Source organism: Falsiroseomonas oryziterrae (genome assembly GCF_021864505.1).
In the GTDB taxonomy this organism is placed as follows: domain Bacteria; phylum Pseudomonadota; class Alphaproteobacteria; order Acetobacterales; family Acetobacteraceae; genus Falsiroseomonas; species Falsiroseomonas oryziterrae.
Map to the genome: position 1 here is coordinate 37,728 of NZ_JAKJIB010000001.1, position 20,338 is coordinate 58,065.

A 20,338-nucleotide genomic window follows, 5' to 3' on the forward strand; every position below is an offset into this window, starting at 1 on the left:
CCCCCTACTTTATGGGGTGCTCCTGGGGTGTCCCCCAGGCCGATCCCCGTTGCCGGCCCCGCCCGGCGGCTCGTCTTCGTCCTCGCCCCACTCGCCGCGCCGCAGGGCGGCGATGGCGGCCTGCAACCTGACGAGGCGACGCTGCGCCCGCTCCTGCTCGCCGGCATCGTTGCTCTCGGTCCAGGCGCGCCGGGCGGCGGCCTGATCGTCCAGCAGCTCCGCCTCGCCACGCAGCAGGGCGAAGAAGTGCCACCACCCGTCCAGCGCCTCCTTGGGCTGAGCGTCCGGCCGGGCCGCGAACGGAAGGGATGGGTCGCGGAGCAACGCCGCCGCCGCCTCCCCCAGGCCAACCTTGGCGAGGTGGTCCATGAGCCCAGCCGAGTCAAGCGCGTGTCCCTGTGCCAGCCATGCGAGAACGGCGCTCCGGCACTGCGCGGCGAGCCCCGCGCCAAGGTCAAGGCCCGCCAGGCTCTCCTCGACCTCCGTCAGCAGCCAGGGGTGGCGGAGCGTGATGGCCATCAGAGCCGCGCCCTGCGCCATTCGCGTTCTTTCCGATGTAATCGCCGGGCGCGGAACATTCATTGGGCGCCTTGGTTGAAGAGCCGAGTGCCCGGAGTTCCGAGCACCTGACCCTCGTGAGCCTGGACGTCCCGAGTTCCAGCGGCTCAGTAACTCTTCGCGTAATGCATCAGCAAGAGATCGGTCTGTAATGAGCCTCGAAAAGCGAAATATTTCGCTCTTCTGTTTGCCGCGCGCGGTCACACCGGCTCCAGGTGCCGCCTCCTGTATAAGCCCCCAAAGCACGTCTTCAATCTTACGTGGAGCTTTGAGCAACGCCTCGAACGCGCGTGACCCGCCCTTCAACAGCAGGGTGTCGGGGTCTTCCCCGTTTGGGAGCGTCACAAATCTCAACGTCCGTTCAACGGTCACCAGCGGCAGCGCCGTCTCGGCGGCCCGCGCCGCAGCCCGTGCGCCGGCCGCGTCGCCGTCGAAGCACAGCACGGGCTCCGGCGTCAGGCGCCAGAGTTCCTCCAGCTGTTCCGCGGTCAGGGCCGTGCCGAGCGGCGCCACCGCCCCGGTGAAACCGGCCTGGTGCAGGGCGATGACGTCCATGTAGCCCTCGACCGCGACGACGGTACCACCGCGGAATGCGCCTTCCTTGGCGAGGTCCAGCGCGTAGAGGCTGCTGCGCTTCTTGAAGAGCACCGTCTCCGGGCCGTTCACGTATTTCGGCACGCCGTCGCCGAGGACCCGGCCGCCGAAGCTGATCATCCGGCCGCGCCGGTCGCGGATCGGGAACATGACGCGGTTGAAGAAGAGGTCCGTGAAGCCCTCGCTCCGGCCTTCGCCGTCGCCCTCCCGGGCGCGGATGAGGCCGGCTTCGGCAAGCTGCTCCTGCGTGATGCCCTCGGCCTTCAGGTCCGCGGCGATCGCGCCACGGCCGCCACCGGACCAGCCCAGACCGAAGCCGGCGATCGTCGCATCCGACAGCCCGCGGCGCTTGAGATAGGCAAGGCCATCCGCCCCCTCCGGCAGCCGCAGCCGCCGCTGGAAAGCGGCACAGGCCGCTTCGAGCACGCCATGCAGGTCGCGCGCCCGCTTTTCGCGCGCGGCCGCTTCGGGCGTCGGCTTCGGCACCTCGAGGCCGGCCTCCGCCGCCAGGCGCTCCACCGCCTCGGGGAAGGACGCGCCTTCGGCACGCATGACGAAGGTGATCGCGTCGCCATGCGCGCCGCAGCCGAAGCAATGGAAATGGTCGTCGTAGACGTAGAAGGACGGTGTCTTCTCGCCGTGGAAGGGACAGCAGGCCTTCCAGTTCCGGCCGGACCGGGTGAGCCGCGTCTTGCGGCCGATCAGGCCCGGCAGCGGGGTCCGGAGCCGCAGTTCGTCGAGGAAGGCGGGGGGCAGCGCCATGCGCGACGGCCCTCAGCGCCCGGGACGGGACGCGGCCGAAGGGACGGTCGCGCTGGCAAAGCCCTGCCGCGTCACGCCCCCAGCCTGGCCTTCACAAGCGGGTTCGCCCGGGACATGTCGAGCGCCGGGCCGTGCTTCTTCAGCACGGCCATGACCTTGCCCATGTCCTTGACGCTGGACGCCCCGGCTTCGGCGATGGCGGCGTCGACGGCGGCAGCGATCGCGGCCTCGTCCATCTGCTGCGGCAGGAACGACTCGATCACCGCGATTTCGGCCAGTTCCTTGTCCACCAGTTCCTGCCGGCCGCCCTGGCGATAGAGTTCGACGCTTTCCCGCCGGGACTTCACCATGCTGCGGAGCATGGCCACCACCTGATCGTCCGGCACCTTGTCCACGCCCGAGGGCCTGGCGGCGATGTCGACCTCCTTTAGCTTGGCGATGATCATTCGGACGGTGGAGGTCCTCGCCGCATCCTTGGCGAGCATCGCCTCCTTCATCGCGGCATTGAATCGGGCGCGCAGGTCGTCGGCCATGGCCGGGTGTCTCCTTCAGGCCTGATCTAGCCGCTCGGGCGCACCGGCCCAACCCTCCGGCGCAGAACCGCAGCCTAGACCGAGGACGCCGCGGACCGACCACGCCCGGGAAATTCTCTCCCAACCCATCATCGCGCTGGACCCGGGAAGTTTTTTCCCACATATCGAGGCCATGCGAACGGTGGAAGACATCATCGGCCTCCTCGGGGGGCCTGAGGCGGCAGCGGGTCGCCTCGGGGTCGGCACGGAAGCCCTGCGGAAGTGGCGCCAGGCCCGTACCATTCCCGCAAAGCACTGGCCTGAGGTCATCGCCGCCACCGGCCTGTCGCTGAGCGACCTCCCGCGTAGCGAATCCCGCAAGATCACGACGGAGTCTCCCGTGCCCGACCACGCAACCCCCGAAGGAGCGACCGCGGCCCTCGTCCTCGCAGATGGCAGCGTGCTCTGGGGGCGCGGCTTCGGGGCGCATGCGACGACGGTCGCCGAGATCTGCTTCAACACATCGATGACGGGCTACCAGGAGGTGCTCACGGATCCCTCCTACGCCGGGCAGACCATCTGCTTCACCTTCCCCCATATCGGGAACGTCGGCGCCAACCCCGAGGACATCGAGGCGACAGCCCCGGCCGCCCGTGGGCTCATCGTCAAGCAGGACGTCACCGCCCCGTCGAACTGGCGCGCCACGCGGCACCTCGACGATTGGCTGAAGTCGTACGGCGTGCCGGGGATCGCGGGCGTGGATACGCGCGCGCTCACGGCACGGATCCGCGACGGCGGCGCGCCGAACGGCGTGCTGTGCTTCCCGGCCGACGGCCGCTTCGACCTGCCGGCCCTGCAGCGCGAGGCGCAGGCATGGCCTGGGCTGGAGGGGATGGACCTCGCGAAGGAGGTCTCGACCCGGCAGACCTACGACTGGAGCGAGACCACCTGGACGATCGGCGAGGGCTACGGACGGCAGACCTCGCCACGCTTCAAGGTGGTCGCGGTGGACTACGGCGCGAAGCGCAACATCCTGCGCTGCCTTGCCGCGGCGGGCTGCGACGTGACGGTAGTGCCGGCCACCGCGACGACGGAGGACATCCTGCGCCACCGGCCGGATGGCGTGTTCCTGTCAAACGGGCCGGGCGATCCTGCGGCGACGGGCAAGTACGCAGTGCCTGTCATCCAGGGCGTGCTGGCCGCCAGCGTGCCGACCTTCGGCATCTGCCTCGGCCACCAGTTGCTGGCGCTGGCCCTCGGCGCGAAGACCTACAAGCTCGACCGCGGTCATCGCGGCGCGAACCAGCCGGTCAAGGATCTGAAGACCGGCAAGGTCGAGATCACCAGCCAGAACCATGGCTTCGCGGTCGACGAGACGAGCCTGCCGGTGGGCGTCGAGGTGACCCACCGCAGTCTCTTCGACGGCTCGAACGAGGGTATCGCCAGCACGAAGCTGCCGGCCTTCTCGGTGCAGTACCACCCGGAAGCCTCGCCTGGGCCGACGGACAGCCACTACCTGTTCCAGCGCTTCGTCGACCTCATCGAACAGCAGAAGCGCGCCTGAGGGGCCCATGCCCTCCGCCGAGACGCTTCTCGTCTTCGCCGCGCTCTCGCTCGGCCTGGCGGTCACGCCAGGGCCGAACATGCTCTATCTGGTCAGCCGCGCCCTGGCGCAGGGCACCTCGGCCGGCATGATCTCGTTGGTCGGCTGCCAGGCGGGCTCGCTCGCCATCATGCTCTGCGCAGCCGCCGGAATCACCGCCGCGCTGCTGGCCGTTCCCTATGCCTGGGACGTGCTGCGCCTCGGCGGTGCCGCCTATCTGCTCTACCTCGCTTGGCAGTGCGTGAAGCCGAGCGGCCAACCGCTCTTCGCCGCGCGCAAGCTGCCGCAGGAGCCTGCCGCGCGGCTGTTCGGCGTCGGCTTCGCGACCGCGGCGCTCAATCCCAAGGTTGCGCTCTTCTACATGGCGGTCCTGCCGCCCTTCCTCGACCCCGAGCGCGGCAGCCTGTTTCTCCAGGCGGCGATCCTGGGCGCCACGCAGATCCTTGTCTGTACGCTCTGGGATGCCGTCCTGGTCTGGGGGGCGGCAGGGACGGCGAAGTTCCTCTCGACCAAGCCCGTCTGGATGGCGGTCCAGCGCTGGGTGCTCGGCGTCGCACTCGCCTTGCTTGCGGTGAAGCTCGCGACGGAGGCGCGCTCCTGATGGAATTCGCGATGGGCCTCTTTGCGCTGGCCTATTCGGGCCTGGTGCTCTTCGTCCTGGCGGGCTCGCTGCGGAAGATGTTCCCACCCATGCGGGCGGCGATGACGGCCTTCGTGATCTCGAGCGTCGTGCATGGCGCGACGACGCTGCTGATGGGCGAGCACGCCGCCTGGGCCTTTGCCTTCTGGGGAATCCCCCATCTCCTCATCCTGCCCGCACTGCTGTGGACGGCGCGGCGGCAGAACTCGACCGGAGCCTGACATGCCGAAGCGTACCGACATCAGCTCGATCCTCATCATCGGCGCTGGCCCGATCGTCATCGGACAGGCTTGCGAGTTCGACTATTCCGGTGCGCAGGCGTGCAAGGCGCTGCGCGCGGAGGGCTACCGAGTCATCCTGGTGAACTCCAACCCGGCCACGATCATGACCGATCCGGGCCTTGCGGATGCGACGTATATCGAGCCGATCACGCCGGAGATGGTCGAGAAGATCATCGCCAAGGAACGACCCGACGCGCTGCTGCCGACGATGGGCGGGCAGACGGCACTCAATACGGCGTTGAAGCTCGATGCCGCCGGCGTCCTGCGGAAGTATGGCTGCGAACTGATCGGCGCGAAGGCGGAGGTGATCGACAAGGCCGAGGATCGCCAGAAGTTCCGCGACGCGATGTCGAAGATCGGGATCGAGAGCCCGAAGAGCGCCATCGCGCATTCGATGGCCGAAGCGCAGGCGGCCCTCGAGCTCGTCGGGCTGCCCTGCGTCATCCGTCCGTCCTTCACGCTCGGCGGCACCGGCGGCGGCATTGCCTACAACCGCGAGGAGTTCGAGCAGATCGTCTCCGCCGGGCTGGCGGCCTCCATGACCACCGAGGTGCTGGTCGAGGAGAGCGTGCTTGGCTGGAAGGAGTTCGAGATGGAAGTGGTCCGCGACAGGGCGGACAACTGCATCATCGTCTGCTCGATCGAGAACCTCGATCCCATGGGCGTGCACACCGGTGATTCGGTGACGATCGCACCGGCACTGACGCTGACGGACAAGGAATACCAGCGCATGCGCGACGCCTCGATCGCGTGCTTGCGCGAGATCGGCGTGGACACGGGCGGATCGAACGTGCAGTTCGGCATCAATCCCGCCGATGGCCGCATGGTCATCATCGAGATGAACCCCCGCGTCTCGCGCTCCTCGGCGCTCGCGTCGAAGGCGACGGGCTTCCCGATCGCCAAGGTCGCGGCGAAGCTCGCCGTCGGCTACACGCTGGACGAGCTGGCGAACGACATCACCAAGGTCACGCCGGCAAGCTTCGAGCCGACGATCGACTACGTCGTGGTGAAGATCCCCCGCTTCACCTTCGAGAAGTTCCCCGGCACGCCGGCGACACTGACCACGAGCATGAAGTCGGTCGGCGAGACGATGGCGATCGGCCGCTCCTTCTGCGAGGCCTTCCAGAAGGGTCTGCGCGGGCTCGAGACCGGGCTTTCGGGCCTCGACGAACTCGACCTGACGGATCACACGGCGCTTCGCACCGCGCTCGCCACGCCGAAGCCGGATCGCGCGCTGGTCGTCGCGCAGGCGCTGCGCGCCGGCATGTCGATCGAGGAGATCCACGACGCCAGCAAGTTCGATCCCTGGTTCATCCAGGAGTTCGACCGCATCGTGCAGGCCGAGAAGGGCGTGGTCGCGAACGGCCTGCCGAAGACGGCGCAAGGCTTCCGTGCGCTCAAGGCGCTCGGCTTCTCCGACCGCCGCCTCGCCAAGCTGGCAAATACGACCGAAGCCAAGGTCGCCGCGGCGCGCCAGGCGCTGCAGGTGTCGCCGGTCTACAAGCGCATCGACACCTGTGCCGCCGAATTCGCCTCCGACACGCCCTACATGTACTCGACCTACGAGGGCGGCTTCGGAACCCCTGCGTGCGAAAGCCGGCCGACCGACCGGAAGAAGATCGTGATCCTCGGCGGCGGACCGAACCGCATCGGCCAGGGCATCGAGTTCGACTATTGCTGCGTGCACGCGGCCTATGCGCTGCGCGAGGCCGGCTTCGAAACCATCATGGTCAACTGCAACCCGGAGACGGTCAGCACCGACTACGATACCTCAGACCGGCTCTATTTCGAGCCGCTCACCGCCGAGGATGTGATCGCCCTGGTCCGCAAGGAGCAGGAGAACGGCGAGGTGCTGGGCTGCATCGTGCAGTATGGCGGTCAGACGCCGCTCAAGCTCTCCCAGGCACTGCACAAGGCCGGCATCCCGATCCTTGGCACCTCGTCGGATTCGATCGACATCGCCGAGGACAGGGAGCGCTTCCAGCAATTGCTCAAATCGCTCGGCCTGAAGCAGCCCGCCAACGGCACGGCCCGCGACCTCGACGAGGCGGAGCGCGAGGCGGCGCGGATCGGCTATCCCGTCGTGGTTCGCCCCTCCTACGTGCTCGGCGGGCGTGCGATGGAGATCTGCCATAACCGCGAACAGCTGCGCCGCTTCGGTGCAGAGGCCGTGAAGGTCTCGGGCGACAACCCGATCCTGGTCGACCAGTACCTGGTGGATGCGATCGAGGTCGACGTGGATTGCATCGCGGATGCGCATGGCGAGGTCTATGTCGCCGGCGTGATGGAGCACATCGAGGAGGCCGGCATCCATTCCGGCGACAGCGCCTGCTCGCTGCCGCCCTACAGCCTCTCGCCCGCCCTGGTGACGGAGCTGAAGGCGGAGACGGAGGCGATGGCCAAGGCCCTCAAGGTCAAGGGGCTGATGAACGTGCAGTACGCCGTCAAGGACGGGGAGGTGTACGTGCTCGAGGTCAACCCCCGCGCCTCGCGCACGGTGCCGTTTGTTGCCAAGGCCACCGGCGTTGCGGTCGCGAAGATCGGCGCGCGGGTCATGGCCGGTGCAGCCTTGCGCGACTTCGACCTCGATGACGCCGCCATCGCACCGCATGTCGCGGTGAAGGAGGCCGTCTTCCCGTTCAATCGCTTCCCAGGCGTCGATGTCCTGCTCGGCCCCGAGATGAAGTCCACCGGGGAGGTGATGGGCCTCGACAGTTCCTTCGAGCGCGCATTCCTGAAATCGCAGTTGGGCGCAGGCGTAAGGCTGCCGGAAACCGGCACCGCCTTCATTTCGGTGAAGGACGGCGACAAGCCGGGTGCCGTCACGTTGGCCCGCCGGCTACTTGAAATGGGCTTCAAGATCACGGCGACCCGAGGCACCGCCGCCAAGCTGCGCGATGCCGGCCTCGAGTGCACCGTCGTCAACAAGGTACTCGAGGGTCGGCCGCATTGCGTGGACGCCATCAAGTCCGAGGCAATCCAGCTCGTCATCAACACAACGAGCGGCGGACAGTCGGTCTCGGACAGCTTTGACATCCGTCGCAGTGCATTGACCCATGGGGTCCCGCATTACACGACCATGGCCGGAGCCCGGGCCGCGGTGCACGCGATTGCCGCCCTGAAGGCCGGAACCCTTGATGTTGCGCCTCTGCAAGCGTATTTTAGCCGCTCGTTTTGAGACAGTGGGCGGCGGTGAGGGGGCCACCCTCCGCCGCCCTATCTCGTTTTCCCCCGCCGGTTTCCCAGTGCTTCAATTCGATTCGACCCTGGCGGGCCGTCTGAAGGAAGGACGTGACGTGCAGAAGTTCCCCATGACCGCGGAGGGTCTCGCACGCCTCCAGGAGGAACTCCGGCAGTTGAAGGCCGAGGAGCGCCCCGCCGTGATCCGAGCGATCGCCGAGGCACGCGCCCATGGCGACCTCTCGGAGAATGCCGAGTACCACGCGGCGCGCGAGCGTCAGTCCTTCATCGAAGGCCGGATTGCGGAACTCGAGGCGATCGTTCCGTCCGTCGAGGTGATCGACACGACCAAGATGTCGGGCGACCAGGTGCGCTTCGGCGCGCATGTCACCGTCGTGGACGAGGAGACGGAAGACGAGAAGACCTACCGCATCGTCGGCGCCTTCGAAGCCGACATGAAGGCGGGCTCCATCTCCATCTCGTCGCCCTTGGCGAAGGCCCTGATCGGCAAGAAGGTCGGCGACAGCGTCGAGGTGCCCGCGCCGGGCGGTTCCCGCGTCTATGAGATCGCGGCGGTCCGCTTCAGCTGAACGCCGCTGACAAAGCTCGTGGCGTCGCAGCAGCGCGACCATCCATCGTCTGGTTGAAGGATCCGACAGCGATGTCCCCGCTGCGCGGCCACGCGGCCGCAACCGAACCGGCGGCAATGCCGCATGTGACGCTGGCCGATATCAGGGCGGCAGCTGTCCGCATCCGCGGCTCGGTGTTGCGTACGCCCACGATCCGCTGCGACGCCCTGTCACGCTCGACCGGCGCGACGATCGTCCTGAAGCTCGACAACCTGCAGGCGACCGGCGCCTTCAAGGAGCGGGGCGCGGCCAATCGCATCGCGCTGCTGACAGCGCGCGAACGCGCAGCCGGCGTCATCGCGATGTCCGCCGGCAACCATGCGCAGGCCGTTGCTCGCCATGCCGCCCTGGCCGGCATCGGGGCCACCATCGTCATGCCGAAGTTCACGCCAGCCACCAAGGTGACGCGAACGGAGGGCTGGGGTGCGAAGGTCGTGCTGCACGGCGAGACCCTCGCCGAGGCGGCTGCCCACGCACATGAACTCGCCCTCCGCGACGGGCTGACATTCATCCACCCCTACGACGATCTCGGCGTGATCGCCGGCCAGGGGACCGCGGCACTCGAACTTCTGGAGGACGCACCCGAGGTCGACACCTTGTCTGTTCCGGTCGGCGGCGGCGGCTTGCTGACCGGCTGCGCCGCCGCCGCCCTCGAACTGAAGCCGGGACTGCGCGTGTTCGGCGTAGAGGTCGAGGGCTATCCCGCGATGGCGCAGCGCCTGCAGGGCCAGACGGTCGCTGTCGGTGGCCCGACGATCGCCGAAGGCATCGCTGTGCGCGATGTCGGCGAACTCCCGTTCGCGTGGTTGAAGCAGCATGGCATCGAGGTGCTCGTCGTGCCGGAGCGCGCGGTGGAGGAGGCGATCGCGCTCCTGGCCGAGGGTGCCAAGGTGGTGGCCGAGGGCGCGGGGGCTGCAGGCCTCGCCGCCGTTCTCGCGCATCCTGAGAGGTTCGCAGGCCGCACCGTGGGCATTCCGATCTGCGGCGGGAACATCGATGCGCGGGTGCTCTCCAACGTGCTGCTGCGCCAGTTGCTCCGCGATGGACGCATCCTTCGCCTGCACCTCGACATCCCGGACCGCCCGGGCGTGCTGGCCGACATCGCAACCCGAGTCGCGGCTGCCGGCGGCAACGTCATCGAGGTGAATCACCAGCGACTGTTCGCCGCACCATCGGTGCAGTCCGCAGAACTCGAACTCATGGTCGAGGTGCGTGACGCCCAGCAGGGCGCTGCCATCGTCGCCGCGCTGCAGGCGGGCAACTACGTCGTCCGGCGCGGATAGGTGGCAGCCGCCGGCACGCGTCACGATCCGCCCACAGGACCGCGGGTGGGTCGCACGCGCGAGCGGATCAGGCCGGAACCGCTTCCCGATCCACCGGAACCCCCGAGAGGTCGCGCGCCGTTCGGATCGTTGGCATGGTCTGCACGCGTAGCACGTGAGGGGCTTCCGTGAGCTTGGCCGTCAGCGCGTTCTCGTGCTGCGTGTCTTTCGCGACAAGCCGCAGGAGGAAGTCGCCGCCGCCGCGGATCATGTGGCACTCGCGGACTTCAGGCCAGGAGGTCACCATGCGCTCGAACGCAGAGAGAACGACCTCCTTCTGCGTCTCCAGGCCGACGATGGCGAAGAACGAGATCTGCCAGCCGAGAGCCTGAGCGTTGAGATCGGCGTGGTAGCCGCGGATGATCCCTTGCTCCTCGAGGCGACGCACGCGCCGCAAGCAAGGCGGGGCAGAAAGCCCCACACGGCGCGCCAATTCCACATTCGTCATGCGTCCGTCAGCCTGAAGTTCCGCCAGGATCTGGCGATCGACGGCGTCCAGATCCGGCTCGGCGACACGACGCATGGGCAGCCCTTCTTCTCGCGGCGACGCTGCCGCCTCATCTGGGTTTAGATTACGTATTTGCAAGCATTACCACGTGGCATCCGACATGTCAGCACGAATCGGTTGAGGCGGCCGCCGATCCCGCCGATATGGATGAGGCCCCCCAGTTGAACATGGATGCCCCGTGGCCGAGACGCGTCGTACCAAGCTTCTTGTTATCGGTGCCGGACCGGCCGGCTACACCGCGGCAATCTACGCCGCACGAGCCAGCCTCGCACCGCTCGTGGTTGCCGGCCTGCAGCCTGGTGGCCAGTTGACAATCACCACGGATGTGGAAAATTTTCCTGGGTTTGCCGCCGCCGTCCAGGGTCCTTGGCTGATGGACCAGATGCGTGCCCAGGCGGAGCACGTGGGCGCGGAAATCGTCCATGACGTGATTGTCGACGTCGACCTCGCGCAACGCCCGTTCCGCGCACGCGGCGACTCCGGGCAGGTTTTCCTGGCCGATTCGCTCGTGATCGCCACAGGCGCGCAGGCCCGCTGGCTGGGCGTCAAGGGCGAGAAGGAACTCTCCGGCTTTGGCGTCTCGGCTTGCGCCACCTGCGACGGGTTCTTCTTCCGCGGCAAGGATGTCGCTGTCATCGGGGGCGGCAACAGCGCGACCGAGGAGGCGCTGTATCTGTCCAACCTGGCCCGGCATGTCACGCTGGTGCACCGCCGGGATACGCTGCGGTCCGAGCGCATCCTGCAGGAGCGTCTGCGCGCCAAGCCGAATGTATCCTTTGTCTGGGACAGCGTGGTCGAAGAAATTCTCGCGGACTCTTCGGGCAGATTGCCAGTAGCCCGCGGTCTCGCGCTACGGAACGTGAAGACTGGCGAACGATCGGAACTGCCATTTCAAGGCATTTTCGTTGCTATCGGACACGATCCCGCGACAGCACTGTTCAAGGGCAAGCTGGAAATGGACAGCGACGGCTACATCGTGACTGAAGCCGGGACGACGCGAACGTCAGTGGCCGGCGTCTTCGCCGCTGGCGATGTGCAGGATCGGGTTTACCGGCAGGCGGTCACGGCAGCGGGGACAGGCTGCATGGCTGCGCTTGATGCGGAGAAATTCCTCGCGCACATGCCCCTTGAAGCTGCAGCCATCGGGTCGTGGAACTGACCCTTGGCGCAAACATCACCTAGGCAGGCGCCCCGCACGCGTGGCAGCCTAACGGCAACGGAGAGCTGAGGGAGACGCCGCGGTAATGCCGCTCGACTGGGACAAGCTTCGTGTGTTCCACGCCGTGGCGGAGGCTGGCTCCTTCACCCATGCCGGCGAAACGCTGAACCTGAGCCAATCGGCTGTATCGCGGCAGATCCAGGCTCTGGAGGAAGCTCTGGCGGTGCCTCTGTTCCATCGGCACGCGCGCGGGCTGATCCTGACGGAGCAGGGCGAGACGCTGAACCGTGCGGTGCGTGAAGTCTTCGCTAAGCTCGCGATGACCGAGGCGCTGCTGACCGAAAGTCGCGAGAAGCCGACGGGACGGCTCAAGGTCACGACCACCACGGGATTTGGCAGCATCTGGCTGGCGCCGAGGCTGCACCGCTTTCTGAACCTCCATCCGGATGTGACGCTCACCGTGCTGCTGGATGACGCGGACCTCGATCTCGCGATGCGTGAGGCCGACGTCGCGATCAGGATGCATCCGCCGCGGCAGCCGGACCTGATCCAGCGGAACCTCGGCAGCTTCTCGTGGAAGGTGTGCGGCGCCCCCGACTACCTGAAGCGCCACGGCATCCCCCAGCGCGCCGAGGATCTCGATGCGCATCGCATGATCGTCTACGGCGACTACCGTCCGCCGGTCGAAAGCGTGAACTGGCTCGCCGAGGCAGGTCGCCGCCCGGGCGCCCCGCGTCGGGCAGTGCTCGAAATGAACTCGTTGCCGGGAATCCTGCAGGCGGTCCGCAGCGGGCTCGGGATCGGCGCGCTCCCGGACTACATGGGGGAGGAGTTGGACGGACTGGTACAGATCCTGCCAGATCTGAAGGCCCCGCGGATCGAGGCTTACTTCGTCTACCCCGAGGAATTGCGCCACTCGAAGCGCGTAGCGGTGTTCCGTGACTTCCTCGTCGCGGAGTTGGCAGGGCCGAGCCGGATCGCGGCACAGTAGGCACCCCGAACCTCCCACCAGCCATGCGCGCATGTGAATCTAGCATAGCGGATCGACGTTTTTGTCGAATGCCGCATGGCTGCTTCGGACCTAAGTAAGTCTTCGTCTCGACCCTCATGTCGGGACAGGGTCATTCGGCCCCGGGCCGAACCCCTTCGTCTCCCAGACGTGAAGCCTCCCTGTTTGACTTGGCCTGCTAACCCCCTGGGTTAGCGGGCCTTTTCTTTGCCCCCAAGCGAGGCGGCGAGACCAGCTTCGCGGTGGCTTGCCGCAGCGTTAGCGCGTGGCGGCAGGTCCAGGCCAAGTTCAGTCGGCGCGTAGGGCAAACGCGGCGGCGAGAGGCGCGACAGGCGCCGCAACGGCGACGAGCGCTCCCAGCAGGAGCAGGTAGGGACGGGCCGACAGGTCGGCAGCCGCGGCCTCGATCGCCGCCGCCCCGAAGATCACGGCCGGAATGGCCAGCGGAAGGACAAGCAACGGCAGCAGCACGCCCCCACGCCTCGCGCCGAGCGTCAGGGCGGCACCCGCTGTCCCGAACAGCGACAGAACCGCCGTCGCAAGGCCGAGCGCGATCAAGGCGGTGCCCCATGCCTCGACCGGAAGATTGAGCATCGCAGCAGCAATAGGGGTTGCGGCCAGAAGGGGCAGGCCGGTCGTCACCCAATGCCCAAGCGCCTTCGATGTGACCAAGGCGGCAGGCGGCAATCCGGACAGCAGCAACTGCTCGAGCGACCCGTCCTCGGCTTCCGCACCGAACAGCCGGTCCAGCGGCAGGAGTGCCGCGAGAAGGGCGGCGGCCAGAAGCGCACCGGGCGCGATCCGTGCCAAGGCCTCGGGCGCCGGCCCGACCCCGAACGGGAACAGGGCGCAGACCAGCACGAAGAACATGACGGCTGCCAGCGTGTCCGCCGGATGGCGCATCGCCAGCCGCACCTCTCGCAGAAAGACGGCAGCGAACGCCTTCAAAGTCGCAGTTCCTCCGCATCGGGCAGCGGGAGTGGCAGGTGGGTGGCGGCAAGGACGATTCCGCCTCCGCGCCGATGGGCCGCAAGCAAGGCCCCGAGCCGCTCGACCGACGCCGCGTCGAGCCCCACCGTCGGCTCGTCAAGCAACCAGAGCGCCGCCGGGGCAAGAGCGAGTCGCGCCAGGGCCAGGCGCCGCTTCTGGCCCGATGAGAGAACGCGCACCGGCAGATCGGCCAGGTCGGCCAACCCGAGCGCGGCGAGCGCCGGTGTCACCTCTCCGCCCCAAAGCCTCGCGTAGAAGTCCAGGTTCTCTCGCGCCGTCAGCGACGGCTTCAGCGCATCGCCATGGCTCAGGTATCGCAAGCGCCGGGCATGCGCGGGCAGGTCCGACATGGCGTCCTCGCCATTCCAGGCAAGTCGTCCCTCGACCGGCCTGATCAGCCCCGCGACAAGCCGAAGCAGCGAGGACTTGCCGGCCCCATTCGGCCCGGTCAGCAGCAGCGCGCCCCCCGTCGCCACGGAGAAGGAGAGCCCGGCGAAAACGGCCCGCTCCCCGCGCCAGCATGCGAGGTCCGTTCCCTCCAGCATCGGTGCGTGACTGCCCATACCCCCCGCGGCGGCGCCCCCTGGCCTGCCCTTCCGCCATGTGGTTTAAGCCGCATGCTGCGGTCGCGAAAGCGGCGCGGCGAAATCGCGCCGCAGGCGGCGGAAGGCACCCCTCTGTTAGGGGGCGCAACCGGCTGTGGCGCCCAACAAAAGCCCCTTGGGCGACACGGGGATCCCGGACCATGCGCATGATCGGGCAGGACAGCCTGAAGACGCGCCGGACGCTGAGCGTCGGCGGAAAGGAATACCACTACTTCAGCCTGCCCGAGGCGGCGAAGCAGATCGGCGACATCTCGCGCCTGCCGTTCAGCCTGAAGGTTCTGCTCGAGAACGTGCTGCGCTTCGAGGATGGCCGCAGCTACACGGTCGATGACGCGAAGGCGATCGCCGGCTGGCTCGAGAACGGCCGCTCCGACAAGGAAGTGCCGTTCCGTCCCGCCCGCATCCTGCTGCAGGACTTCACCGGCGTGCCGGCCGTCGTGGACCTCGCCGCGATGCGCGACGCGCTCGCGAAGCTCGGCGGCGATCCGCGCAAGGTGAACCCGCTGGTCCCGGTCGACCTCGTCATCGACCACTCGGTCATGGTGGACGTCTCCGGCACCGCCGACGCGCTCAAGAAGAACGTGGACATCGAGTTTGAGCGCAACGGCGAGCGCTACGAGTTCCTCCGTTGGGGCCAGAGCGGCTTCGCGAATTTCCGCGTCGTGCCGCCGGGCACCGGCATCTGTCACCAGGTGAACCTGGAATACCTCGCCCAGGTCGTGTGGACCTCGCAGGACGGGCCCGACAGCTACGCCTTCCCCGACAGCTGCTACGGCACCGATAGCCACACGACGATGGTCAACGGCCTCGGCGTGCTGGGCTGGGGCGTCGGCGGGATCGAGGCGGAGGCCGCGATGCTCGGCCAGCCCATCGCCATGCTCATTCCGGACGTCATCGGCTTCAAGCTGACGGGCAGGCTGAAGGAAGGCGTCACGGCGACCGACCTGGTGCTCACCGTCACGCAGATGCTCCGCAAGAAGGGTGTGGTCGGCAAGTTCGTCGAGTTCTACGGCTCGGGCCTCGAGGACCTGCCGCTCGCCGACCGCGCGACGATCGGCAACATGGCCCCCGAATACGGCGCGACCTGCGGCTTCTTCCCGGTCGACAAGACGACGCTCGACTACCTGCGCCTGTCCGGCCGAGACGAGCACCGCATCGCGCTCGCCGAGGCCTATCTGAAGGCGCAGGGCATGTGGCGCGACGCCTCCACGCCCGACCCGGTCTTCACCGACACGCTTGAGCTCGACCTTTCGACCGTCGAGCCCTCGCTCGCCGGCCCGAAGCGGCCGCAGGATCGCGTGGCGCTGACCAACGTCGCGGCGTCATTCTCCAAGGACCTCGCCGCCGGTACGATGGGCGTGCCCGGCGACAAGGCCGATCTTCGCGTGCCGGTCGAGGGCGCGAACTACGATCTCGGCCATGGCGACGTGGTGATCGCGGCGATCACGAGCTGCACCAACACCTCGAACCCCTACGTGCTGGTCGCCGCAGGGCTCGTGGCGAAGAAGGCACGCGCCAAGGGCCTGAAGCCGAAGCCCTGGGTGAAGACCTCGCTCGCGCCTGGTAGCCAGGTGGTCACGGAGTACCTGACCAAGTCCGGCCTGCAGGCCGAGCTCGACGCGATGGGCTTCCAGACCGTCGGCTACGGCTGCACCACCTGCATCGGCAATTCGGGCCCGCTGCCGGACCCGATCGTTGATGCGATCGAGAACAACAAGCTGGTCGCGGCGAGCGTGCTGTCGGGCAACCGCAACTTCGAAGGCCGCGTGCACCAGAACGTGCGCGCCAACTACCTCGCCTCGCCGCCGCTGGTCGTCGCCTATTCGCTGGCGGGGACGGTAAAGCTGAACCTGACGACCGACCCGATCGGCGCCGACAGCGACGGCAAGCCGGTCTACCTCAGGGACATCTGGCCGACGCAGCAGGAGGTCAACGACACCGTCCACGCCGTGCTGACGCGCAAGATGTTCCAGGAACGCTACGGCGACGTCTTCAAGGGCCCGGCGCAGTGGCAGGCGATCCGCGTGGATGCCGACAGCGACACCTATCGCTGGAACTCCGGTTCCACCTACGTCCAGAACCCGCCCTACTTCGAGGGCATGACGATGGACGTGGCGCCGATCAAGTCTGTGCACGGCGCGCGCATCCTCGCGGTGCTGGCCGACAGCATCACGACCGACCACATCTCGCCGGCGGGTTCGATCAAGAAGGCGTCCCCGGCGGGCGAGTATCTGCTCGAGCACCAGGTGCGCCAGGCCGACTTCAACAGCTACGGCGCACGCCGCGGCAACCACGAAGTCATGATGCGGGGCACCTTCGCCAACATCCGCATCCGCAACGAGATGGTGCCCGGCGTCGAGGGCGGCATCTCCAAGCACTACCCCTCCGGCGAGGTGGCGCCGATCTACGACGTCGCCATGAAGTACCGGAAGGACGGCGTGCCGCTCGTCGTCTTCGGCGGCAAGGAGTACGGCACCGGCTCCTCGCGCGACTGGGCGGCGAAGGGCACCTTCCTGCTGGGCGTGAAGGCGGTGATCGCGGAGAGCTTCGAGCGCATCCACCGCTCCAACCTAGTCGGCATGGGCGTGCTGCCGCTGGTGTTCCGCGAGGGCGAGGACCGCAAGACCCTCGGCCTCAAGGGCGACGAGGTTATCGATCTGCTCGGGCTCGAGGATCTCAAGGCGCGCATGACCGTCGAGATGGTGATCCACCGCGCCGACGGCTCCACGCACCGCACCGGCCTGCTCTGCCGCGTCGATACCGCCGACGAGGTCGAGTACTACCGGAACGGCGGCATCCTGCACTACGTGCTGCGGGGCATGGCCAAGGCCGCCTAGCTCCCCACGACGTTGCTTCGCAACGTCGCACGAGGAAGCCAGGCGACGAGCACCGCGAGCTTGGTGCGTTGTGCGAGTTGTGAGGGGCGCGGTCCGCGAAGGCTGCGCCCCTTCGCTTCCCTGCGCTGAACCTTCACATGCGCGGGCCGTTCCAGCGGCGTGCGCGTCGCCGTCGTGCTCAACAGTTCCGCCGGATCCCTGCTCGGCCGCCACGCGGCCGAGGACGAGGTCGCGCGTCACCTCGAAGCCGCGAGGCTCGAAGCGATCCACGTCCCCGACCATCCGGACGGGCTCATCTCGCGGCTCGATGATGCGATCGCGCATGGCGCCGATGCCGTGGTGGTGGGCGGCGGGGACGGCACCATCGCCGCCGCGGCCGCGAAACTGATCGGCACCGAGACCGCTCTCGGTATCCTCCCGCTCGGCACGATGAACATGCTGGCCAAGGACCTCGGAATCCCGCTCGAACTCGGGAAGGCGGCCGAGGCGCTGGCGCATGGCACGATCCGGGCCATCGACGTCGCCGAGGTGAACGGTCACGTCTACCTCTGCAATTCGGTGATCGGCTCCCCCTCCTGGCTCGGCCGTCATCGCGAGCGCCAGCGCGGCAAGGCAAGCCTGCGTACCCGTGCGGCCTTCGCGATCGCCAACATCCGCGGGGCATGGCGGCACCGGCCGATGCGACTCCACATCGAGTTCGACGGAGCCAGGCGCGCCGTGCGGCTCTGGACACGAGCCATGGCCGTCGCAAACAACCGCTATGCGGAAGGCTTCGGACTCATCATGGTTCGGCCGCGCCTAGATGCCGGCGAGCTCACGCTCTACGTCGTACGGCGCTACGGGCTGTGGTGGTGGGTGCGGCTTCTGGTCGGCATGTTCCTCGGCACCTGGCGCGGCGCACAACTCGTGCACGAGCGGACCGCCCGCGAAGTGACAATCCGCTCGCCGCGCAAGGCCCTGCGCGTCATGAGCGACGGAGAGGCGCAGATCCTGTCGCCCCCACTGGTCTATCGCATCCATCCTGGGGCGCTGCGGGTCATCGTGCCGCGTCCATCCGAAGCCACGGAAGCCCCGGCAGAGACGCAGCCGGTCGACCGTTTACCCGTCGGGCCGCCCTCCGGTTGACCGTCATCGCCCACCTCTCCGATCTTCATTTCGGCGCCGAGGATCCCGCGGTGGTGGAGGCCCTGGCCGACGATGTAGCGCGCGCGAGGCCCGATCTCGTCGTCGTCTCCGGCGACCTGACGCAGCGGGCACGGCATCGCGAGTTCCATGCTGCGATCCAGTTCCTGCGGTCGCTGCCGGCACCCGTCCTTGCGGTTCCCGGCAACCATGACGTGACGGCGTTCGACGTCCTTGAACGGTTCAGCGATCCCTGGGGCCGCTGGCAGCGTCACGTCGCTTCGGACACCGAGCCGGTCTGGACCGACGCCGAGGTGGCCGTGGTCGGACTCAACACAGCGCGGCGCGGCGGTCTCTATCTGAACTGGGCGCGCGGCCGCGTGGGCGCGGATCGGCTCGCGCGGCTCGAGACGCGGCTCACGTGTCTGCCGGACACGCTGTTCCGGATCGTCGTCGCGCATCATCCCTTCGCCGCCCCCGTCCTGCGGCCGGATGCGCGCCTCGTCGGCGGTGCCGCGGCCGCCCTCGAGGTCTTCGCGCGGCATGATGTGCAGATGGTGCTGACCGGGCATCTTCACCTGCCGGACATCGCGCCGGTTCCTGGCGCCAGGATGATGCTCGTGCAGGCCTCGACCGCGACCTCGCACCGGCTCCGGGGCGCGTCCAACGCCTGGCACAGGATCAGCGTGCGCGAGGGCGTCGCCGCGATCGCATCCCGCTACTGGGACGGTGCAGGTTGGCGAGACGTCGAGACCTGAGCCGCCGCAGGCACCGGGTTACTTCGCGCGACGCGCTGCGCGCTGCCTTGTCGCCCGGGCCGACCCTAGTGCCGCAAGGCGCGCCCGAGCGCGAGGATCGCCGGCACGGCCGCGGCGCACAGCGCGGCCATCACCCAATAGCCGCCGCCACCGAAGGCGGCGTAGAGTGGTCCGGCAGCGAGCGTCAGCACGCCGATCGAGAGGCCGCCACCGAGCGACGCCTGCAAGGCCTGCGCCGTGCCGGCCTGCGCCGGCGGCACCACGCGCGCGAGGATCATCATGGCTGCCAGATGCTGCGCGCCGAATGTTCCCGCGTGCAGGATCTGAAGGGCGAAGAGCGCGATCGGATCCGTCGTGACCGCGATGAAGGCCCAGCGGAGCACGCCCGCCATGGCCGCGATGAGCGACAGTCGCACTGCCCCGAGCCGGGCGACGATGCCGCGCCCCCACACGAAGAGCGCGATCTCGGCGATCACCCCCACGGACCAGAGCGCTCCGATGAGCCCCGCCCCGAGACCTGCTGCCTGCCAGTGCAAGGTCCCGAACGCATAGTAGAAGGCGTGGCTGCCTTGCACGAGCGCACTCACCAGGATGAGCCAACGCAACGCCGGAACCTTCAGCGGCGCGAGCAGGCCGGCTGCCCCGGACGCGGTGGATCGCCCGCGTGACGCCTCGGGCGCCGGCAGCGACACCGCCGCCAGGGCCGTGGCTGCGAGCCCCGCCATGATCAATGGAAGGGCTGCGGCGGGGCCGGCCCAGGCCACGGCCTGGCCGGCGAGAAGCGATGCCACGATGAAGGCGACGGAACCGGCGGCGCGCACGCGACCGTAGTCGAAGGGCGTTCGCCGAATGGCGGCGAGTGTCAGCGCATCGGTCAGCGGCATGACCGGGGCAAGCGCCACGCTCATCAGTGCATAGGTGAGCAGCATCGCCAGGAAGCCGGCGGCGACCAGAAATCCGCCGCAGCACAGGGCCGCAGTCGCTGCCGCGAGCGCCAGCACGGCGCGCGGCGCGGCAAGCGTATCCGCCAGCCTGCCGCCCATGGGGCCGGCGAGCAGCCGAAGCGCCGATCCCGTCGCCAGCACGATGCCGACCTCCGCGGCGTCCAGGCCCTGCGCGGCAAGAACCGCTGGCAGGAAGGGCAGAATCACGCCAAAGGCGAAGAACTGCGTGGCATAGACCAGGGCGTGATGGCTCGCGGGGGTCACACGCCCAGGCTGCCGCGCGTCGTGCTCCCCGCCAAGGCCATCAATCGCGCCGGACGCGCCC

17 protein-coding genes are annotated in these 20,338 nt (G+C 68.2%); 11 read left to right on the forward strand and 6 right to left on the reverse strand.

The features are described from left to right. Positions 1-9: 9 nt before the first annotated feature. Entirely contained in the window at positions 10-1,914 is a 1,905-nt protein-coding gene (dnaG, locus tag L2I40_RS00155) for a DNA primase (RefSeq protein WP_237212820.1), read from the reverse strand. 71 nt (positions 1,915-1,985) lie between these two features. Continuing rightward, complete coding sequence (locus L2I40_RS00160) at positions 1,986-2,447, reverse strand: GatB/YqeY domain-containing protein (protein WP_237212821.1); 462 nt, start codon at positions 2,445-2,447, stop codon at positions 1,986-1,988. Between the two features lie 172 nt (positions 2,448-2,619). Here L2I40_RS00160 and carA point away from each other — a divergent pair, with 172 nt between their 5' ends. The 6 genes from carA to L2I40_RS00190 all read left to right on the forward strand — a co-directional run bounded on the left by carA (position 2,620) and on the right by L2I40_RS00190 (position 10,042). Continuing rightward, positions 2,620-3,990 carry a glutamine-hydrolyzing carbamoyl-phosphate synthase small subunit gene (carA, locus tag L2I40_RS00165; RefSeq protein WP_237212822.1) on the forward strand — a complete coding sequence of 457 codons (1,371 nt, stop codon included), beginning with the start codon at positions 2,620-2,622 and terminating at the stop codon, positions 3,988-3,990. A 7-nt stretch (positions 3,991-3,997) separates the two neighbouring features. Beyond that, a complete protein-coding gene (locus L2I40_RS00170; RefSeq protein ID WP_237212823.1) occupies positions 3,998-4,630 on the forward strand; it encodes a LysE family translocator in 633 nt (210 codons plus the stop codon). Next, positions 4,630-4,890 carry a hypothetical protein gene (locus tag L2I40_RS00175; protein ID WP_237212824.1) on the forward strand — a complete coding sequence of 87 codons (261 nt, stop codon included), beginning with the start codon at positions 4,630-4,632 and terminating at the stop codon, positions 4,888-4,890. Before L2I40_RS00170 ends, L2I40_RS00175 begins: the two co-directional genes overlap by 1 nt. 1 nt (position 4,891) lies before the next feature. Next, positions 4,892-8,128 carry a carbamoyl-phosphate synthase large subunit gene (gene carB / locus L2I40_RS00180; RefSeq protein ID WP_237212825.1) on the forward strand — a complete coding sequence of 1,079 codons (3,237 nt, stop codon included), beginning with the start codon at positions 4,892-4,894 and terminating at the stop codon, positions 8,126-8,128. A 118-nt stretch (positions 8,129-8,246) separates the two neighbouring features. Continuing rightward, positions 8,247-8,720 (forward strand): transcription elongation factor GreA, encoded by a 474-nt coding sequence (greA, locus tag L2I40_RS00185; RefSeq protein WP_237212826.1) that lies wholly within the window; start codon positions 8,247-8,249, stop codon positions 8,718-8,720. Between the two features lie 71 nt (positions 8,721-8,791). Then, complete coding sequence (locus L2I40_RS00190) at positions 8,792-10,042, forward strand: threonine ammonia-lyase (protein WP_237212827.1); 1,251 nt, start codon at positions 8,792-8,794, stop codon at positions 10,040-10,042. Positions 10,043-10,109: 67 nt separating this feature from the next. Here L2I40_RS00190 and L2I40_RS00195 read toward each other — a convergent pair whose 3' ends face one another. Then, positions 10,110-10,604: an Lrp/AsnC family transcriptional regulator gene (locus tag L2I40_RS00195; protein WP_237212828.1), complete on the reverse strand. Its 495-nt coding sequence runs from the start codon at positions 10,602-10,604 to the stop codon at positions 10,110-10,112. A 163-nt stretch (positions 10,605-10,767) separates the two neighbouring features. Between L2I40_RS00195 and trxB the strand changes: the two genes are divergently transcribed. Both trxB and L2I40_RS00205 read left to right on the forward strand, forming a co-directional pair. Next, positions 10,768-11,748 carry a thioredoxin-disulfide reductase gene (gene trxB, locus L2I40_RS00200; protein WP_237212829.1) on the forward strand — a complete coding sequence of 327 codons (981 nt, stop codon included), beginning with the start codon at positions 10,768-10,770 and terminating at the stop codon, positions 11,746-11,748. A gap of 85 nt (positions 11,749-11,833) precedes the next feature. Then, the gene (locus L2I40_RS00205) at positions 11,834-12,739 is read left to right on the forward strand and encodes a LysR family transcriptional regulator (protein WP_237212830.1); all 906 of its coding nucleotides are present in this window, start codon (positions 11,834-11,836) and stop codon (positions 12,737-12,739) included. 306 nt (positions 12,740-13,045) lie between these two features. On the opposite strand, the gene ccmB is transcribed toward L2I40_RS00205, so the two are convergent. Together ccmB and ccmA are read right to left on the reverse strand one after the other, a co-directional pair. After that, entirely contained in the window at positions 13,046-13,705 is a 660-nt protein-coding gene (ccmB, locus tag L2I40_RS00210; protein ID WP_272910911.1) for a heme exporter protein CcmB, read from the reverse strand. After that, positions 13,702-14,310 carry a heme ABC exporter ATP-binding protein CcmA gene (gene ccmA / locus L2I40_RS00215; protein WP_308116402.1) on the reverse strand — a complete coding sequence of 203 codons (609 nt, stop codon included), beginning with the start codon at positions 14,308-14,310 and terminating at the stop codon, positions 13,702-13,704. The genes ccmB and ccmA overlap by 4 nt, the downstream gene beginning before the upstream one ends. A gap of 182 nt (positions 14,311-14,492) precedes the next feature. Here ccmA and acnA point away from each other — a divergent pair, with 182 nt between their 5' ends. The 3 genes from acnA (at position 14,493) to L2I40_RS00230 (ending at position 19,069) form a co-directional block, all read left to right on the forward strand. Further along, positions 14,493-17,189 carry an aconitate hydratase AcnA gene (gene acnA / locus L2I40_RS00220; RefSeq protein ID WP_237212832.1) on the forward strand — a complete coding sequence of 899 codons (2,697 nt, stop codon included), beginning with the start codon at positions 14,493-14,495 and terminating at the stop codon, positions 17,187-17,189. A 159-nt stretch (positions 17,190-17,348) separates the two neighbouring features. Next, positions 17,349-18,314, forward strand: coding sequence for a diacylglycerol/lipid kinase family protein (locus L2I40_RS00225; protein WP_237212833.1), 966 nt, complete (start codon positions 17,349-17,351; stop codon positions 18,312-18,314). Further along, positions 18,311-19,069 (forward strand): metallophosphoesterase family protein, encoded by a 759-nt coding sequence (locus L2I40_RS00230; protein ID WP_237212834.1) that lies wholly within the window; start codon positions 18,311-18,313, stop codon positions 19,067-19,069. Before L2I40_RS00225 ends, L2I40_RS00230 begins: the two co-directional genes overlap by 4 nt. Before the next feature lie 65 nt (positions 19,070-19,134). Here the strand turns inward: L2I40_RS00230 and L2I40_RS00235 are convergent, their stop codons facing one another. Next, positions 19,135-20,277 (reverse strand): MFS transporter, encoded by a 1,143-nt coding sequence (locus L2I40_RS00235; protein ID WP_237212835.1) that lies wholly within the window; start codon positions 20,275-20,277, stop codon positions 19,135-19,137. Between the last annotated feature and the right edge of the window lie 61 nt (positions 20,278-20,338).

What these genes read in the sequence shown, in the direction of transcription:
- dnaG (WP_237212820.1), bottom strand. Translation starts at nt 1,914, where the DNA reads ATGGCGCTGCCCCCCGCCTTCCTCGACGAACTGCGGCTCCGGACCCCG.
- L2I40_RS00160 (WP_237212821.1), bottom strand. Translation starts at nt 2,447, where the DNA reads ATGGCCGACGACCTGCGCGCCCGATTCAATGCCGCGATGAAGGAGGCG.
- carA (WP_237212822.1), top strand. Translation starts at nt 2,620, where the DNA reads ATGCGAACGGTGGAAGACATCATCGGCCTCCTCGGGGGGCCTGAGGCG.
- L2I40_RS00170 (WP_237212823.1), top strand. Translation starts at nt 3,998, where the DNA reads ATGCCCTCCGCCGAGACGCTTCTCGTCTTCGCCGCGCTCTCGCTCGGC.
- L2I40_RS00175 (WP_237212824.1), top strand. Translation starts at nt 4,630, where the DNA reads ATGGAATTCGCGATGGGCCTCTTTGCGCTGGCCTATTCGGGCCTGGTG.
- carB (WP_237212825.1), top strand. Translation starts at nt 4,892, where the DNA reads ATGCCGAAGCGTACCGACATCAGCTCGATCCTCATCATCGGCGCTGGC.
- L2I40_RS00190 (WP_237212827.1), top strand. Translation starts at nt 8,792, where the DNA reads ATGTCCCCGCTGCGCGGCCACGCGGCCGCAACCGAACCGGCGGCAATG.
- L2I40_RS00195 (WP_237212828.1), bottom strand. Translation starts at nt 10,604, where the DNA reads ATGCGTCGTGTCGCCGAGCCGGATCTGGACGCCGTCGATCGCCAGATC.
- L2I40_RS00205 (WP_237212830.1), top strand. Translation starts at nt 11,834, where the DNA reads ATGCCGCTCGACTGGGACAAGCTTCGTGTGTTCCACGCCGTGGCGGAG.
- ccmA (WP_308116402.1), bottom strand. Translation starts at nt 14,310, where the DNA reads ATGGGCAGTCACGCACCGATGCTGGAGGGAACGGACCTCGCATGCTGG.
- acnA (WP_237212832.1), top strand. Translation starts at nt 14,493, where the DNA reads ATGCGCATGATCGGGCAGGACAGCCTGAAGACGCGCCGGACGCTGAGC.